At 54.7% G+C, this 17,294-nt stretch carries 19 protein-coding genes; 11 read left to right on the top strand and 8 right to left on the bottom strand.

Annotated elements, in window-relative coordinates:
• Positions 1-1,239, bottom strand: coding sequence for an NAD(P)/FAD-dependent oxidoreductase (locus FOM92_RS01580; protein ID WP_143775029.1), 1,239 nt, complete (start codon positions 1,237-1,239; stop codon positions 1-3).
• Between the two features lie 106 nt (positions 1,240-1,345).
• Between FOM92_RS01580 and FOM92_RS01575 the strand changes: the two genes are divergently transcribed.
• The 5 genes from FOM92_RS01575 to FOM92_RS01555 all read left to right on the top strand — a co-directional run bounded on the left by FOM92_RS01575 (position 1,346) and on the right by FOM92_RS01555 (position 5,979).
• Complete coding sequence (locus FOM92_RS01575; RefSeq protein WP_143775028.1) at positions 1,346-2,512, top strand: isovaleryl-CoA dehydrogenase; 1,167 nt, start codon at positions 1,346-1,348, stop codon at positions 2,510-2,512.
• Complete coding sequence (locus FOM92_RS01570; protein WP_143775027.1) at positions 2,509-2,823, top strand: hypothetical protein; 315 nt, start codon at positions 2,509-2,511, stop codon at positions 2,821-2,823. Before FOM92_RS01575 ends, FOM92_RS01570 begins: the two co-directional genes overlap by 4 nt.
• Entirely contained in the window at positions 2,820-3,557 is a 738-nt protein-coding gene (locus FOM92_RS01565) for a gamma-glutamyl-gamma-aminobutyrate hydrolase family protein (RefSeq protein ID WP_143775026.1), read from the top strand. Before FOM92_RS01570 ends, FOM92_RS01565 begins: the two co-directional genes overlap by 4 nt.
• Before the next feature lie 169 nt (positions 3,558-3,726).
• The gene (locus FOM92_RS01560) at positions 3,727-5,115 is read left to right on the top strand and encodes an aspartate aminotransferase family protein (RefSeq protein WP_143775025.1); all 1,389 of its coding nucleotides are present in this window, start codon (positions 3,727-3,729) and stop codon (positions 5,113-5,115) included.
• A 72-nt stretch (positions 5,116-5,187) separates the two neighbouring features.
• Positions 5,188-5,979, top strand: a complete 792-nt coding sequence (locus tag FOM92_RS01555) for an FKBP-type peptidyl-prolyl cis-trans isomerase (RefSeq protein ID WP_170226762.1) — start codon at positions 5,188-5,190, stop codon at positions 5,977-5,979.
• A gap of 37 nt (positions 5,980-6,016) precedes the next feature.
• Here FOM92_RS01555 and FOM92_RS01550 read toward each other — a convergent pair whose 3' ends face one another.
• From FOM92_RS01550 to mscL, 7 genes are all read right to left on the bottom strand, one after another.
• Entirely contained in the window at positions 6,017-7,147 is a 1,131-nt protein-coding gene (locus FOM92_RS01550; protein WP_143775023.1) for an ABC transporter ATP-binding protein, read from the bottom strand.
• Positions 7,147-7,989: an ABC transporter permease gene (locus FOM92_RS01545; protein ID WP_143775022.1), complete on the bottom strand. Its 843-nt coding sequence runs from the start codon at positions 7,987-7,989 to the stop codon at positions 7,147-7,149. Before FOM92_RS01545 ends, FOM92_RS01550 begins: the two co-directional genes overlap by 1 nt.
• Complete coding sequence (locus FOM92_RS01540; RefSeq protein ID WP_211347335.1) at positions 7,989-8,903, bottom strand: ABC transporter permease; 915 nt, start codon at positions 8,901-8,903, stop codon at positions 7,989-7,991. The genes FOM92_RS01545 and FOM92_RS01540 overlap by 1 nt, the downstream gene beginning before the upstream one ends.
• A 3-nt stretch (positions 8,904-8,906) precedes the next feature.
• Positions 8,907-10,016, bottom strand: a complete 1,110-nt coding sequence (locus FOM92_RS01535; RefSeq protein WP_143775021.1) for an ABC transporter substrate-binding protein — start codon at positions 10,014-10,016, stop codon at positions 8,907-8,909.
• A 149-nt stretch (positions 10,017-10,165) separates the two neighbouring features.
• Positions 10,166-11,368 carry a serine hydrolase domain-containing protein gene (locus tag FOM92_RS01530; protein WP_143775020.1) on the bottom strand — a complete coding sequence of 401 codons (1,203 nt, stop codon included), beginning with the start codon at positions 11,366-11,368 and terminating at the stop codon, positions 10,166-10,168.
• A 42-nt stretch (positions 11,369-11,410) separates the two neighbouring features.
• Positions 11,411-12,664 carry an SAM-dependent methyltransferase gene (locus tag FOM92_RS01525; RefSeq protein WP_143775019.1) on the bottom strand — a complete coding sequence of 418 codons (1,254 nt, stop codon included), beginning with the start codon at positions 12,662-12,664 and terminating at the stop codon, positions 11,411-11,413.
• Positions 12,665-12,719: 55 nt separating this feature from the next.
• On the bottom strand, positions 12,720-13,136 hold the full coding sequence (gene mscL / locus FOM92_RS01520) for a large conductance mechanosensitive channel protein MscL (RefSeq protein WP_143775018.1): 417 nt from the start codon (positions 13,134-13,136) through the stop codon (positions 12,720-12,722).
• A 156-nt stretch (positions 13,137-13,292) separates the two neighbouring features.
• Between mscL and FOM92_RS01515 the strand changes: the two genes are divergently transcribed.
• The 6 genes from FOM92_RS01515 to FOM92_RS01490 all read left to right on the top strand — a co-directional run bounded on the left by FOM92_RS01515 (position 13,293) and on the right by FOM92_RS01490 (position 17,197).
• Positions 13,293-13,901, top strand: a complete 609-nt coding sequence (locus FOM92_RS01515; RefSeq protein WP_143775017.1) for a LemA family protein — start codon at positions 13,293-13,295, stop codon at positions 13,899-13,901.
• A gap of 24 nt (positions 13,902-13,925) precedes the next feature.
• Entirely contained in the window at positions 13,926-14,774 is an 849-nt protein-coding gene (locus tag FOM92_RS01510; RefSeq protein ID WP_143775016.1) for a TPM domain-containing protein, read from the top strand.
• 12 nt (positions 14,775-14,786) lie between these two features.
• The gene (locus FOM92_RS01505; protein WP_143775015.1) at positions 14,787-15,476 is read left to right on the top strand and encodes a TPM domain-containing protein; all 690 of its coding nucleotides are present in this window, start codon (positions 14,787-14,789) and stop codon (positions 15,474-15,476) included.
• Positions 15,473-15,991: an NUDIX hydrolase gene (locus FOM92_RS01500; RefSeq protein WP_143775014.1), complete on the top strand. Its 519-nt coding sequence runs from the start codon at positions 15,473-15,475 to the stop codon at positions 15,989-15,991. Before FOM92_RS01505 ends, FOM92_RS01500 begins: the two co-directional genes overlap by 4 nt.
• A 257-nt stretch (positions 15,992-16,248) precedes the next feature.
• Positions 16,249-16,494 carry a hypothetical protein gene (locus tag FOM92_RS01495; protein WP_143775013.1) on the top strand — a complete coding sequence of 82 codons (246 nt, stop codon included), beginning with the start codon at positions 16,249-16,251 and terminating at the stop codon, positions 16,492-16,494.
• Positions 16,495-16,639: 145 nt separating this feature from the next.
• A complete protein-coding gene (locus FOM92_RS01490; protein WP_143775012.1) occupies positions 16,640-17,197 on the top strand; it encodes a DUF305 domain-containing protein in 558 nt (185 codons plus the stop codon).
• The last annotated feature ends 97 nt before the right edge of the window (positions 17,198-17,294 follow it).

Genomic DNA, 17,294 nt, shown 5'->3' with positions numbered 1-17,294 from the left:
TCAGTTGCTGGCGGTGCCTGCACTCAACTCTTTCAGGGGAATGGTGGTGTCGGCCAATTGCTCTTTTGTGAAGCGCAAACCCTCTGTCACCAATGCTTTGCCCTGCACATAGTCCTTCGTCATGTTCACACAGTCGAGTGCAATGACCCGGCCTGCCTTCAGGTAAATGACGGAAAAACTACGGGCTGCAGGGTCGCCTCTTACGACATGATCGTCATAACCAACCGAAAGGCCCACGGTCTGCAGACGCAAATCATATTGGTTCGACCAGAACCACGGTACGGAGTGGTAGGCTGTAAGTTCGCCAGCGATAGATTTTGCAACAGCATTGGCCATATCGTTCGCATTCTGAACAGATTCGACGCGCATAATTACACCGCCTGCAAAGCTGTTGGCATGCGCCGCACAATCCCCGATCGCAAAAACATCGGGCAGTGAAGTGCGGCAATATTCGTCGACATCCACTCCTGCCCCGCCCGCAGCGCCCGCGTTCAAAAGAGGCGCGATCGCAGGAACGATTCCAATCCCAACAATGACCATTTGTGCAGCGATATGTTCACCATCGCCGAGCAGTACACCATCCACATGATGGTCCCCCGTCAATGACTCGACAGTCACCCCTAATCGTACATCCACACCATGGGCGCGATGTTCCGCTTCGAAAAAGCGGGACAATTCTTCTCCCGCAACACGGGCAAGAACACGATCCATTGCCTCAAGGACCACCACCTCTTTACCCAGCTTACGCAATACAGCTGCTGCCTCAAGGCCGATATAGCCACCCCCGATGATGGCAACGCGAGCAACATCGTCAAGTTCGGCCATCATTGCATCAACGTCGGACTTGTTCCGAACAACGTGCACACCCGCCAATTGTGATCCGTCACACATGAGCCGGCGCGGAGAGCCCCCGGCAGCCCAGATAAGCTGGCCGTAACCGATCTGTTCGCCATCTGAAAATGCAACTTGATGCGCAACAGGATCAACGCTTTCGACGCGCTTCCCCATCAGCATAGTGATCGATCGTTCCGCCCAAAATGCGGGAGGGCGGATCATTATTCGTTCAAATGCCTTATCGCCTGCAAAATAATCCTTGGACAGCGGTGGGCGTTCATAGGGATATTCCGTTTCATCACCAATGATCGCCACGCTACCTTCGAACTTCGCCTGGCGCAGCGCAATTGCCGCCTGTGCGCCACTATGGCCACCACCGACAATCAACACGTCATAATGCTGCATTTAACCGCATCCTTATTCCCACTCGTTCCACAAGCGGTAAGCAGAAGACAGCCGAATTGCCAGCCCTAAGCTTGCGGAACGGCCAAATAGATGGCAGGACATCGGCATGACAACACATATGAATCTAGATTTTGCCCTTGGCGAAAATGCCGAGATGATCCGCGACACAACCCAGCGTTTTGCTACCGACAAAATTGCACCTTTGGCCTCTAAAATCGATGCCGAAGACTGGTTTCCCCGTGACGAACTTTGGACCGCGATGGGTGATTTAGGTCTGCACGGACTTACGGTCGAAGAAGCCGATGGCGGCCTTGGACTTGGTTATCTGGAACATGTCATTGCCGTCGAAGAAGTCAGCCGGGCATCTGCATCCATCGGATTGTCTTATGGTGCGCATTCCAATCTGTGCGTGAACCAGATTCGGCGGTGGGCATCGCCTGAACAAAAGGCGAAATATCTCCCCAAACTTATTTCAGGCGAACATGTCGGCAGCTTGGCTATGTCCGAGGCCGGTGCCGGGTCGGATGTTGTTTCCATGAAGCTAAGGGCAGACGCCGTCCAAGGCGGCTATGTTTTGAACGGCACCAAATTCTGGATTACCAATGCACCCTATGCGGACACACTTGTTGTCTATGCGAAAACGTCGCCTGAGGCTGGCTCGCGTGGTATCACTGCATTTCTCATCGAGAAAGGGATGGACGGATTTTCCATCGGTCAAAAAATCGACAAAATGGGTATGCGCGGATCACCCACTGCCGAGCTTGTCTTCAACGACTGCTTTGTCAGCGAAGAACAGATTATCGGTCCCCTGCATGGGGGAGTCGGCGTTCTGATGTCCGGGCTGGACTATGAACGTGTAGTCCTGGCGGGGCTGCAGCTTGGCATCATGCAGGCATGTCTTGACGTTGTTCTGCCATTCGTGCGCGAGCGTAAGCAGTTCGGCAAACCGATCGGCGCATTCCAGTTGATGCAAAGTAAGGTCGCTGACATGTATGTCGCACTTAACTCGGCGCGCGCCTACACTTATGCCGTTGCGCGCGCTTGCGATGCGGGTCAGACCACGCGTTTTGACGCAGCAGGCGTTATCTTGCTGGCTTCGGAAAATGCGGTTCGAGTTGCCGGCGAAGCCATTCAGGCTCTCGGTGGCGCAGGCTACACAAAGGATTGGCCAGTCGAACGATTGTTCCGCGATGCAAAGCTGCTCGATATTGGTGCCGGTACCAATGAAATTCGGCGGATGCTGATCGGGCGTGAGCTCATCGGCGCGGCATGAACGGTCCTATCGAATGGATCGCAGCGATTGGCACTATTCTGGCGGCGACAATGGTGGCCGCGGACTATAGTCGGCGAGTTACAGGGACCGGCTTTCTCCTGTTTTCATTCGTGTCCTGTTTATGGGTCTATTCAGGCCTTACGGCAAAAGACGGTACACCGCTTGCGATCCAAAATGCGGTATTATTGCTGATAAATCTTTTTGGCGTTTGGCAGTTTTTGATCAGCCGGAAGAAGAAGATGGAAATCAAAAAGGCCGAAGAAATAGCGGATCAGGCAAAACAGGAAGTGGCAAAGGAAACCAGTCAATGACCGCCAGACCTGTGCTTGGCGTGATTGCCTGCAACCGGATTGTCGGAACCGAAAGCGCGCAAGCCGTAATGGATCGCTATATCCGCGCGGCAATGGCCTATGCGAATGTCGCGGCGCTCATTGTACCCTCTCTGCCCCACTTGATGACCGCTGCCGAAGTGGTGCCGCGGCTGGATGGGATTTTGCTCACAGGAAGCCCGTCCAATGTCGCAACGCGGCGTTATAACCAGCAAGGTGGCGAAGGTCCCTTTGATGACGCGCGTGATGAAATCGCGTTATCAATGGTAGATCGTATGATTGATGCGCAAAAACCCGTCTTTGGTATCTGCCGCGGTTTTCAGGAAATCAATGTGGCTTTAGGTGGCACATTACGGCGCGACACAAGTGCTAGCGATGACCTGATCCGCCATCATGCACCTGACGATGTCAGTTTCGACGCTATGTTCAGCCACCGCCATCCCGTAGAGATTGTTGCTGGAGGAATGCTGGAGGCCGCCTACGCAAAAAACAGTCTGGATGTGAATTCGGTCCACTATCAGGGCATCGGTCAACTGGGCGAAGGTTTGTCGATCGAAGCGCGTGCGCCTGACGGCCTGATCGAAGCATATAGCGCCCGTCCCAATGGTGCACCACTGCTGGCCGTGCAATGGCATCCGGAATGGGGCACCGAAAATGATCCGGACTCCCAAACCTATTTTCACCTGCTTGGAAAGGCGTTAAGAGGGGAATTATGAACCGTTGTGTCACACGTTATAACCGTTACCAGGCGCGGATAGGTTTTTCACCCTGATATCCTTTTGAATCACGCCGCGTCGGGCCGCATTGGGTTTTTGCCCCACATCGCCACCGCCCGACTTTGGCTAGTCCGCGCTTCGCGCACACCCATTTCAAAAGGACACCATTATGCCCCGCAATTACGACATCGCAGAACTTCGTCGCCTCGACATCGCCCACCACCTTCCAGCCCAAGCTGATTGGCAGGAAATTGAAGACCTGGGCGGGAGCCGGATCATCACCCATGCTGACGGATGTTACATCCATGACGGCGACGGCAATCGGATATTGGATGGTATGGCCGGCTTATGGTGCGTCAATATAGGGTATGGACGCGATGAACTTGGTGACGTTGCCCGCGAACAGATGCTGGAACTGCCCTATTATAACAGCTTCTTCAAAACCGCTAACCCGCCTGCTGTCTTGCTGGCCGATAAGATTGCGAGCCTTACAGGCGGCCGCCTACCCCATGTCTTTTTCAACAGTTCGGGTTCGGAAGCAAATGACACAATCTTGCGGATGGTGCGTCACTATTGGCAAGTAAAAGGACAAAGCAGCCGAACCATCTTCATTAGCCGGCACAATGCTTATCATGGTTCGACCGTTGCAGGTGTCAGCATGGGCGGGATGAAGGCAATGCATGGCCAAGGCTTCCCTGCCCCGGGCATATTGCCGCTTGCAGGTATTGAGCATGTCCGACAGCCCTATTGGTATAATGAAGGCCGCGATATGACGCCTGAAGAGTTCGGGAACGTTTGCGCGCAAGCCATTGAAGACAAGATTATCGAAGTAGGACCCGAGAATGTCGCTGCTTTTATCGGCGAACCAGTACAGGGTGCTGGCGGGGTCATCATTCCACCGTCCAATTATTGGCCACAGGTCGAAGCAATTTGCCGGAAATATGGCATACTTATGGTTTGCGACGAAGTTATCTGCGGTTTTGGACGGACCGGCAACATGTGGGGCCACGAAACAATGGGCGTTAAGCCCGATATCATCGCAATGGCAAAAGGTCTTTCGTCAGGTTATCTGCCGATCTCCGCCGTAGCCGTGAGCGCGGAAATCATATCGGTCATGAAAACCGGCGGCGATTTTGTGCATGGCTACACCTATTCGGGACATCCCGTTGCTTCTGCGGTCGCCTTGCGAAACATTGAAATAATGGAGCGTGAAGGTCTGGTCGAACGGACACGAAGCGAAACCGGACCCTATCTTGCAAAAGCACTTGCGCGATTGAACGATCATCCTTTGGTTGGTGAGGCTCGCTCTGTTGGCCTGCTCGGAGCCGTCGAAATTGTTGCTGACAAAGAAACCGGAGCCAGATTTGGCGGAGCCGAAGGGACGGCAGGACCTCTCGTTCGTGATATCTGCATTCGAAATGGCCTCATGGTTCGCGGAATACGGGACAGCATCGTGATGTGCCCCCCGCTGGTCATCTCCACGGCCCAGATTGACGACCTGGTAGAGATTATTCGGAAGTCTCTCGACGAAGCGGAACCAAAGTTACGCGCTCTGTAAGGCAATCCCCATCTTTATGAGATGGGGATAATCCTTGTTGGACAAACATCATTGAGGCGTTACCAGCCATATATGAGCAAAATATTCTCGCCCCTTCTCGTCACGGCGCTTTTGTCGACTCCCGTAATCGCGGCACCAAAACCCGTAAAGCCAAAGCCGCCCGTCTTATCCTGCAAAATCGCTACCCCTGAGGGTTTGTCGTATACAGTGATCAAAGCGGGCAAAGGCGAACGACCCGGAGCGGATGCGAAAGTCAAAGTGAATTACAAAGGCATGCTGACGGCGGACGGCAGCGAGTTTGATTCTGGCCAAAATGCAGATTTCAAAGTGGGCGGAGTTATTCCGGGCTTCGCGCAAGGCCTGCAATTAATGCAGCCCGGGGGCAGCTACCGCCTCTGCATTCCGTCCAAACTTGGTTATGGCGAGACCGGCACTGGCCCTATACCAGCAAATGCAGATCTCGTATTTGAAGTGGACCTGCTGTCTTTTACAACGCCTCCACCGAAACCCGTGGTTCCTTTGGCCGAGCGGGCTTGTTCCAATACGACCGGGTCGGGACTGGGTTATCTCGCCATCAAGCAAGGAAATGGCAAAAAGCCGAGCGAAACCGATATGGCTTTGGTCGACTTCACCACCTTTGACGGCAAAACAGGCGTTTCGCTTGAAAAGCGGGAATGGGAAAAAATTCCCTTGTCGCAAGCAACGGCGGTATTTGTTGAGGCGCTCAAAATGATGCAGGTCGGGTCAAGCTACACGTTCTGCTTACCTAAGCCGAAAGAAGGCGATGCGGCGGCATCGGCTGAGCCCGAGATAAACATTCGTGTCGACTTGCTAGATGTCCGTCCCGCCCCAGTTTTGGATTAGCTTCCGTTAGAATTTCTGACCGCTTGCCAGTATAAAATCAACTCAACAGGACGACAGGGCTATCCGCGCGCCAATGCATGCTGACCTTGTCATCCCAGGTGAAATCTTCCTGATCGTGACGGGACAGGTTCGGACGGGAGACGCGGATCATCTGCCCGCCTTCCAACTGAATTTCATAGAGTGTGATGTCGCCCAGATAGCTCATGCCCTTAATCGTACCGCGAGCTAAATTATGTCCGTCCGGCGCATCCTGCGCCGCAGCGCGGATCGCTTTTCCTTCCCCGGGCACGTGGAGGTAAATTTTCTCTGGTCGCAGCGCGACCCAGACATCGGCGCCATGCGGGCCTGTCACGCCATGGTTGAGATACACCTTGCCCAAGCCGGGGCAGTCTACCGCAGCCTTGTCTGGTTCGTCTAAAGTAAGCTTGCCTTCAAAAATATTCACAGACCCGACAAAGTCGGCAACAAAGCGGTTGGCCGGGTATTCGTAAAGATCGGAAGGTGCGGCAAGTTGCGCCACCTCACCTTTGTTGATCACCGCTACACGACTGGCCATTGACAGGGCCTCGTCCTGATCATGTGTCACGGTGACGAACGTAATGCCGACCTTATCCTGCAAATCCGACAGTTCAAACTGCATCTGAGCGCGAAGCTTTGCATCAAGCGCCGATAGCGGTTCGTCCAGCAACAGAACCTTCGGCCTCATGACCAGACTGCGGGCAAGTGCAACGCGTTGCCGTTGTCCGCCCGACATCTGATCAGGCATTCGATCTTCAAAGCCACCGAGCTTGACGAGTTCAAGCGCTTCGGTCACGCGATCACGAATTTCGCCCTTTGCAACACCTGCTATACGCAACCCGTAGCCCACATTGTCCATGACATTCATGTGCGGAAATACAGCGTAGCTTTGGAACACCATGTTTACAGGCCGCTTGTTTGGCGGCACCAGGCTCATATCCTGTCCGTCGATGATGATCTGCCCTTCGGTCGGCATCTCGAAACCGGCAATCATGCGTAGCAGCGTTGTCTTGCCACAACCGGAGGGTCCCAACAAAACGAAGAACTCGCCTGCGAGTATGTCCAGGCTGATATTATCAACCGCTGTGACTTTTCCAAACCGTTTGGATACGTTGCGGATCTGGATGATGGGCTGTTTCGTTTCGGTCATTAATGTGTCTCCGCAATGCCCTTCACCCCTTGCAACTTCAGCGCAATGAAGGTCAGGACGACGGTCAATAGGATGAGCAATGTCGAGGCGGCATTTACTTCGGGCGTGACCGAAAAACGCACCATGGAATAGACTTTTACCGGGAAAGTTATCGTGTCCGGTCCGCTGGTAAAAAATGTGATGACGAAATCGTCCAGGCTTAACGTGAAAGCCAGCAATGCACCTGCGACCAATCCGGGCTTGATGTGCGGCAGAAGGACATCGCGAAACGCTTGCCACTCCGTTGCCCCCAGATCCTTCGCGGCTTCCTCCTCTTCCTTGTTAAAGCTCGCCAGCCGTGCACGCACGACCATCGCTACAAAAGGAAAGCAGAAGGTAATGTGGGCTATGGTGATTGCGGAAAGATTTAGCGGCCATACAAGGTCGGTCGGCCATTCGACCTTTGCAAAGAAGATCAGAAACGCAACACCCAGGCAAATTTCCGGTACGATGATGGGCAAGGACATTGTGCCTTCCACAAGGCCTTTAAAGGGGAACCGGAACCTCCAGAGCATCACGGCCGCCAGCGCCCCGATAACCAGACTGATGATCGTCGCCAAAAATGCGATCGTCAGCGAGTTTACGAGAGCCTCCACCAAACTGTCGTTGTTCAAGGCCTTTTCGTAATATTTAAGGGTGAAACCTTTCCATACAACATTCCGCTTGCTGTCGTTAAAGCTGAATATCATCAGCACGAGCAAAGGCGCGTATAGAAATAGCATTGTCAGCGCGACCCAGCCGCGCATCCAGAACTTTCTGGTATATTCTAGCGGAGCGATAGGTGCAGAACGAAAAAATGCCATCAGCGCACCTCTTTCGTCTTGTTCGCTTTCATCGACTGCAAGGCAATCAGGATGAACATGGCGTATATCAGCAGGAACGAGAGCGCCGCGCCAAAGGGCCAGTCATTGGCTCGTTTGAATTGGCGCTCGATAACATTGGCGATCATCTGGCTGTCGGTCCCGCCCATCAAATCCGGGGTCAGATAGGCACCTAGCGCCGGAATGAGCGTGATCATCACACCTGCAACTATGCCAGGGGCTGCAAGCGGAACGACAATCTGCATGAAGGTTTTGAAATGGCCTGCGCCTAGGTCCAGGCTTGCTTCGATCAAGCTTTTATCAAGACGGTCCAACGCCGAATATAGTGGCAGCACCATGAAAGGCAGGTGCACATAAACCAGCCCCAATACTACGGCGAAATTATTATAGAGCAGCTGGACTGGTGTCCAAGCTTCCAGCGGTTGCATGCCCACCAGCGTGCGGAGCCAGCTTGCGCCTTCCCAAAGCCCGCCAAGTCCCTTGTTCATGTACCCGTTTGTGCCCATCAGCGCCATGAGTGCATAGGTGCGGATCAACAGGTTCGTCCAGAACGGTAACATGATCCCAAGCAACAGCCACGGGCGCCATTTTGGCGCCGCGAACGTAATTGCCATCGCAACGGGAAACCCGACGATCAGACAGATAAGCGTGGTGAGTGCGGCAACCGCTAGGCTTTTTAGAAATATCGACAGATACAGCCATTCGGTTGCGCGCTTGTAATTCTCCAGCGTCCCTGAAATTTCGATGTCGGCTGGTCCTGCATTCTGGCCAAAGCTGTAGAGCCAGACGATGGCCATGGGCGCCACAAAGAAGAGGGCCAGCCAGAATACCGGTAACGACGCAATCGCGGCGAATGGCTTTTTCTGGCTTTTCCAGTCCTGTAACGCCCCCGCCACCGTTTAGGCCGCCCGCACGCGAGTGAAGGCCTCCTCATATTTCGGCTGAAGCTCTGGGTTGAACTTCGCATATTCGCATTTCGCGAGCACGTCGGCCGGCGGGAATATCACCGAATTGCTCTTATATTCTTCGGGCATCAATGCCTTGGCCGCATCATTAGGCGTCGGATACAGGATCGTTTCCGTGATTTTTTTGCCGGCCTCGGCGTCAAGAAGGTAGTTGATGAAGGCATGTGCATTCTTCGGATGCGGAGCACCCTTGGGAATGCATAGATTATCGGAATTGAGCTGGCTTCCCTCTTTCGGAATGATGAATCCGATATCAGGATCTTCGGTCATCGCTTGGGCAATATCGCCATTATATTCGAGAACCAGATCAACTTCACCCTTCAACAGAAGGTCCTGACCATTATCCTCATGGAAGGACTTAATGTTTGGCTTCTGCTTGACCATCATTGCTTCAATGGCTTTGATATCTGCGTCAGTCAGTGCATTCACCGACTTGCCCATATATTTTCCGTAAAGGCGGAACATATCTCCGGCTTCGGACAGGACAGCGATACGACCTTTATATTCATCGCTGTCAAACAGGACTTTCCAGCTATCAGGAACGCCCTTTACCTTTGACTTGCGATAACCAATGCCGAGCGCAAGCCATGTATAGGGCATCGAATATTTGCGCGCCGGATCATAGGGAACATCCTGGAAATCCTTGGCGACATTCTTGAAATTGGGGATCTGGCTTTTGTCGAGCTCGACCAGCATATCGGCGGCAGCCATACGCTCGACAAAGTCATTGGAAGGCACGATAACATCATATCCCGGATTACCGGCCCGCAATTTTGCAAACAACTCATCGTTACTGGCGAAAAGCGTCATGTTTACGTCAACGCCCGCGCTGTCTTTATAATCTTCCAGCGTGGTCTCACCGATATAGGTATCCCAGTTATAAAAGTTCAGCTTCGCCTCTTCTCCATTGGCCAGCTTCTTGGCTTCCTTCTCACCGCATCCGGCTAGGGTACCAGTCAGGCTGAAGCCTACAGCGGCTATGCCCATGCCTTTCAGCATGGCGCGGCGGTTGCTTCCTGCGTGCAAAAATGTCTTGAAGTCCATCTTTCTTCTCCAGCTGACCCTATGGATTTATGGACGCATGCTGGACCAAAAAATCCTTCAGGAAAAGCCCCTTTTTTCCGACCTTTGCGTGGATACCCAAGACGTAATATTATGTCCCGCCATCGCAATAATTGTGCGGTGCAGCATAGTCATTCTGCTACCTGTTTCGCCTCTGCATCCACAGCTGCCTGAACTGCTTTATAAAAGGCTTCGCGTTGCTTTCCGACCGTGTTCGGGTCTGTAGCCTTAGGCCAGTTGCTGTTCGACGCGATGACCAAGCGGCGCTTGGGATCAATGAAAATGCCCTGCCCAAAAATACCCTGCGCGGCATAACTGCCATCGTCATAGGTCCACCATTGGTAGCCATATCCCTTGCCGGGGGCACCAATGTCAGCTTGCTTGGTGGTTGCCGGAACAATCCAGTCATCGGGCAAGATCGAAACGCCTTTGACCATCGCACCGCCCATCATGAACAGACCAAAGCGGGCGTAATCGCGCGTCGACGCCTGTATGCAGCACCCACTGATTTCGTGCCCCGTTGAACCCAAAAGCCAGCTGCCATCCTGTTCCATTCCAAATGGCACCCAGATTTTTTCCGAGAGATATTCCGAGAGGTTCTTCTTGGTTGCCGAGCTTACCAAAACTCCGATCAAATTGGTTTCACCAGTCTTGTAGACCCATTTGGTCCCGGCGGGGGCTTCACGGGGCAAAGTGCGCATATAGCTGACGGTTACGTCCATTCCGTCTTTTGCCTTATGTTGATTGAACAAGGCGACGTCGGATTTCGGATCGGCATAATCCTCGTTCCATTTCACGCCGGAGGTCATGGTCAACAATTGCCGAATGGTTACATCATCATAGGCCGACCCTTCCAGGTCGGGAATATAGGCCGAAACCTTGTCATCAATGCTTTTGATGTAACCGTCTTTAATGGCGGCACCGACCAGGGTGGAGGTAAAGGATTTTGCCACAGAAAAGCTGGTCCACTTACCGTTGCCGGTAAATCCCAGACCGTATTTTTCCAACCTGATCTTGCCATCCTGTACGATGACCAAACCCGAAGTGCGTTGGGCTTTCATATAGGCATCGACATCAGTCGCGATTTTTATCGGAGCACCTTTGGGAAGCGGATACACATCATCTCCGGATTCGATGATGTTCGATTTCGCGAGAATGGGGATCCTGTCCATGGCGCGGAATGCGGCGTCGCGTTGGGCGGTATTCCAGAAGAGCACATTTGCGTCGGTCGGCATGCTGGACACCAACGCCTTCATATCGTCATCGGCAGTTGCCCAAAATCCTCCCGCTGCGCCTGCGAGAATAAGAAGTATCGCCAATATCAGTTTTTTCATCGCGTCCCGCCCCTCTTATTTCTCTGTCACCGCGCCAGTGCCTTAGCTTTTTACCAATGTGACCTGCGCAACATTGATACCGCCGCCGCGGAAACCTCCTTCGCAATACATCAGATAATAGCGCCAGAGTGAAATGAATTTTTCGTCGAAGCCACCCGGTAATCTGCCTTCTTCAATCGCTTGGTCAAAGCTGTGCCGCCAGCGTTTAAGTGTTTCGGCATAGTGGAGGCCGAAATCGTGCTGGTCATGCCATTCCAGACCATTGGCCTCCGCTATTTTCCGGAACCTGCTTTCGGAGAGCAGCATGCCGCCGGGGAAGATATAGTGCTGGATGAAGTCGGTGCCCCTGGCATAGGCTTCGAAGACATCGTCTTCGATCCGGATATATTGGATAGCCGCCCTGCCACCGGGTTTTAAACAGCGGGACAGGGTTGCCAGATAGTCCGGCCAGTATCTCTGCCCCACCGCCTCGACCATCTCGATGCTGGCGATGGCGTCGTAGATTTGGGTGACATCCCGGTAATCTGTTAACCTGGCTGAAGCTTCGGCGTTGGTTGGGAGGCGGGCGTTGGTGTAGGATTTCTGTTCGCTGGACAGGGTGATGCCGTCATATCTAACACCATGTTTTTGAACGGCAATTTCGGCCAGGCTGCCCCAGCCGCAGCCGATTTCCAACAGCGAATCCCCCGGTTTCAGCGCCAGCCGCGCCAGCAGCGTTTCGATCTTGCGCGCCTGCGCCGCCTCAAGCGGTTCGTCCGCCGAAATGGGCTCGGCAAACAGCGCGCTCGAATAGGTCATGCTCCGGTCCAGCCACACCTCGTAAAAGTCGTTGCCGAGGTCATAATGCGCCTCGATATTCCGCCGCGCCCCGCTCCGGCTATTGTCGCGCAGACGGTGGATGACTTTGCCCACAAGCTTTGCCAGCCCCGACGGCCGCCCCACATTGCCGAGTTTCACCCGGTTGCGCATGAACAGGTCGAAGATCTGTACCGGATCGGGGCTGCTCCACTCACCCGCCGCCCAGGCTTCATACCAGCCGATCGAGCCCCCGCGCACCAGCCGGAACAGAGCATTCCAGTGATGGAGTGTAATATGCGCCACAGGCCCCGGCCCGCGGCCACCGACAATCCGCACCGAACCATCGGGCAGCACCGCGTCAATCGTTCCAAAATCGAACCCGCTGTCGATCCGGTCGACAATCCGGTCAAATCCAAGCGCAAAAAGGCCGCCCGTCAACGCACGCAATCCCTTTGCGCGTGTCAAATGGCGGCCTCTTTTCACGTCCGGAGCGTTCATGCCCGCGCCTATGCTACAGCCTATGCCGCTTGGCAATTACTCCAGCACATGAACCCTATTTCTTACGCAATTCGTCCCGGATTTCCGTGAGCAGATCGACATCGGTCGGCCCTGTCGCCGCAGGAGGAGGCGGCAGCACCTTGTTCGCCTGACGCACGATCATGAAGATGACAAAGGCCAGAATCAGGAAATTGATCAGCGCGGTGATGAAGCTGCCATAGGCGAATACATTGGCACCCGCGGCCTTTGCCGCGGCAAGCGACATACCGGCCGTCACCTTGTCCGCGCCACCCAGCACGATATATTTGCTGCTGAAATCAACCCCGCCACCGGTCGCCAGCGAGATGAGCGGCATGATCAGGTCTTCGGTCATCGACGTCACGATTTTTCCGAAGGCCGCACCGATAATCACACCGACCGCAAGATCGAGGACATTGCCCCGCGCGATAAACGCCTTGAATTCACTCAACATATCGAAACTCCCATTTTCAAAAACCCCGCACCGAAATGTCATAATTCGCAAAGAAACGATAGCGGTCATTGCGTAAAATCTTCACGCGCCTTATATGAGTAATACACGGCTTTTCGTGTTCCATTGGGCATATCGCCTGTCAGAGGAGTTCCATTGATGCGTACCAGTTTTGCGAAATTTCTTTTGGTCCCGGTGGCGGCGGCATCGCTCGCAGGCTGCGGTATCAACAGTGTTCCGACCGCTGAGGAAAATGCGAAAGCCAAATGGGCCGATGTGCAGGCCGCGTTCCAGGAACGCGCCAATCTGATCCCCAACCTTGCCAATGTGGTCAAGGGCGCTGCGGCACAGGAAAACAAGACGCTGACCGAAGTGATCGAGGCACGTGCAAAAGCAACCTCGCCCAATATCCAGGTCAATCCCGATGACCTGAGCGATCCGGCCAAAATGGCCGCGTTCCAGGCCGCACAGAACCAGCTTTCGGGCAGCCTGTCGCGCCTTCTGGTATCGGTCGAGCAATATCCGCAGCTGAAAAGCCAGGAAGGCTATCTGAAGTTGCAGGACCAGTTGGAAGGTCAGGAAAACCGCGTCCGCATTACGCTGCGCGATTATAATGAAGCCGTCCGGTCCTATAACACGACGATCCGCACCTTCCCGGATATCATCGGTGCCAAGGTCATCCACGGCGCAAAACCGATGATCCCCTATCAGGCCACCACCCCGGGCGCAGAAGCCGCGCCCAAGCTTGATATGGCACCAACCGGCTAATCCTTCTCGCTAAGGAAACTTAAAATGAAAAAGGCCATCGGCCTTCTCGTCGCGGCGCTCCTGGTCCTCACCGGCCAGGCGGCGCTCGCGCAGAACTTCCCGAAATTGTCCGGCCGTGTGGTGGACGAGGCAAACCTGCTCGACCCTGCGCAGGAGGCCGCGCTCACCGCCAAGCTGGAAGGTCTGGAAAACCGCACCAAAAGACAGCTTGTGGTCGCGACATTGAACAGCCTCGAAGGCTATGAGATTTCGGACTATGGCTATCGCCTCGGCCGCCATTGGGCCATCGGACAGGATGGCAAGGGCGAAAGCGAAAAGGACAATGGCGTCCTGCTGATCGTCGCGCCCAATGAACGCAAGATGCGGATCGAGGTCGGCTACGGCCTTGAACCTGTTCTGACCGACGGGTTATCCTCCTCCATCATCCGCAACGACATCACACCGCGTTTCAAGGAAGGCGATTTTCCCGGTGGCATCAACGCCGGGGTCGACCGTATTGTCACGCAGCTTGAACTGCCCGCGGACGAAGCGGCCAAGATCGCGGCCGACGCACAAAAGAAACGGAGCGACAGTGACGGTTTCCCCATTGGCGCGCTGATATTCCTGCTGTTCATTTTCTTCTTCGTCCTGTTACCCATCATGCAAAGCCTGAAAGGCGGTGGCCGGAAACACCGGCGGCGCGGCAGCGCGCCCGTCATCATCTGGGGTGGCGGCGACTGGGGCGGTGGCAGCAGCCGTTCCAGCTGGGGCGGCGGCAGCGGCGGATTTGGCGGCTTCGGCGGGGGCGGCTTTGGTGGAGGTGGCTTTGGCGGAGGTGGCTTTGGCGGCGGGGGCGGAAGCTTCGGCGGCGGCGGCGCCTCGGGTGGCTGGTAAGGAGCAGACAAAATGGCCTTACACAAAGTAAACCGGATGACCCAAGCCGACCATGTGCGCGTGACCGAGGCGGTGGCCGCGGCAGAGCAGCAGACCAGCGGCGAAATCGTCACAATCGTCACCGACCTGTCCGACCATTATGAGGATATCGGCCTGTTCTGGGCCAGCGTTGCCGCGTTTCTGGCATTCGCGGCCTATGGCCTGTTCCCCGATTTCTATCTGGGCCTTGTCGACAGCATGACCGGTGGCTGGGCGCATGACTATACCGCAGGCGAGATCATGGCGATGATCTTTGTCGCCATGGTCCTGAAATGGGTGGGCACATGGCTGATCCTGAAATGGATGCCGCTGCGCCTTGCCCTCACCCCGCGGGCGATCAAAATGGCCCGCGTGCGTGCCCGCGCGATCAGCCTGTTCAAGGTCGGGACCGAAGCCAAGACCGTCGGACGCACCGGCGTGCTGCTCTATCTGTCGATGAAAGAGCATCGTGCCGAAATTGTTGCGGATGAGGAAATCGCAAAGCTGGTCACGCCCGAAATCTGGGGTGATGCGATGGTCGCCCTGATTGATCGGGTCAAGGCCGGACAGCCGGGCGAAGGCATGGCCGAAGCCGTGCGGCAAATGGGCATTGTTCTTGCCGAACATTTCCCCAAGGGCCATGAAAATCCCAATGAAATTCCGGACCGCCTGATCGAGTTATGAGCAGCGACAACGAACCCGAAGAGATCATGTGGCAGGGCCGTTTCATCACGGCCAAACGAAAGGGCAAATGGGAATATGTCGCCCGCGCCCGCGGCATCCGCGCCGCTGTCATATTGGCGGTCGAGGATAACCATGTCCTGCTGGTCGAACAATATCGCGTTCCGCTCGGCGCGCCATGCATCGAACTGCCCGCCGGCCTGATCGGCGATCAGGATACCGGCGAAGACGCCCTCACCTCCGCCGCGCGCGAGCTGGAGGAGGAAACCGGCTATCGCGCTGCAAAACTGGATATCATCGGCGAATTCTTCTCCTCCCCCGGCATGGTGAGCGAAAGCTTCACCCTCGTCCGTGCATCCGGCCTGACCAGGGTCGGCGACGGCGGCGGGGTGGATGGCGAAAATATCCTCGTCCACCGCGTGGCACTTGACCAGCTTCCGGCCTTTGTTGCGGACAAGCGGGCGGAAGGATGTGTGGTGGATGTGAAGTTGCTGATGCTGCCGGGGATGGTGGTTTAGGTAGGGGCTTGGGATTTTGGGTTGCGCGTCGTTTTTTTTCGCTAAAAGGAAGAAGGGAAAAAGGAAGAAGGCGTTGTTTACGCCCAACCCTTCATCCTGAAATTCAATGCCCCCTGTCATCCTGAATATCAAAATCCCGTCACCCTGAACTTCAAAACCCCGTCACCCTGGAGCCGAAGGCGTGCAGAGCACAACTTGTTTCAGGGTCTTAATTTTCAACGTCGCAGTACTAAGACCCTGGAACGTAGTCACCGAAGGTGAAACAAGTTCAGGGTGTCGGCTATTTTAAAGCTGAATTGATACCCCCTCACCCAACGGGAGAGGGCCGGTTTGATACAATATGCCTTGCGCTGGCGGGTGGGTCGTGCCGATTTTTTCGTCAGAAGAAAAAAGAGAAAGAAGGAAAAAAGCAGGTCGAAATGCATCCCGCATCCGGCTCGTCTTTCTTCTTTCTCTTCTTTCTTCCAGATAATCCTCTGGCACTGAGATTTGGTCATACTTGAGCTGAATGGATGGCCGCTTTCATCGTACTGGGCGGCCAGTGGAAATGGCCGGAATGCTGTGGGAAGCGGATATTCGCAAAGGCAAATGAACATTACGAAGTCCCGCTAGTTTAGATCTCGTTCCGGGATCGGCAGGAGAAAATCGATGGATCAGCAGAAGCAGGACATGAAGATGGGCTGGGGCCGGTTTGCGGCGATGATCGCTGCATCCACCGCGATCATGTTCGTCCTGATGTATCAACTTGTCTACAGCGCCGACCACGCCATGTTCAGCCTCAATCGGTTGCTGGCTTCTCTGATCATGGGAGGGGTCATGACTGCTCTCATGCTCGCCTTCATGTGGAAGATGTATCAGCCACAGGCGATGAAGGTTGCAGTTTTAGCAGGCGGGCTGCTTGTGGCCGCAATCCTGTTGGCTCTCAACCGAAGCCAAGCTCTCATAGACGACTCGCGGTTCATGAAATCCATGATCCCCCACCACTCGATCGCGATAAACAACGCGCGCAAAGCCCAAATTAGCGACCCGCGTGTACGGGAACTTGCCGACAAAATTATCGAAGCTCAGGTCCGCGAAATCGCGGAGATGAATTTGCTCTTAAAGGACATTGATCGAAACGGCGAGCGTGGGAGCGAGCCACTGCCAGCACGCAAGGCAGTGCTCACAACCAACATGGAGCCGAAAATCCGCGAAGCAGTCCATTAACATTTAGCGCAATGTCGTCCTGTCCTGACAGTCCGCTTTCGATTTGGATGTCCTGTTAACAGACACCAACCGTTCATCAAGGCACAAAGGGCCAAAG

The organism is Sphingorhabdus contaminans (assembly GCF_007280415.1).
GTDB classification, from domain to species: domain Bacteria; phylum Pseudomonadota; class Alphaproteobacteria; order Sphingomonadales; family Sphingomonadaceae; genus Sphingorhabdus_B; species Sphingorhabdus_B contaminans.
The sequence above is the reverse complement of the archived record's forward strand: the minus strand, read 5'-3'. Positions and strand labels throughout refer to the sequence as shown.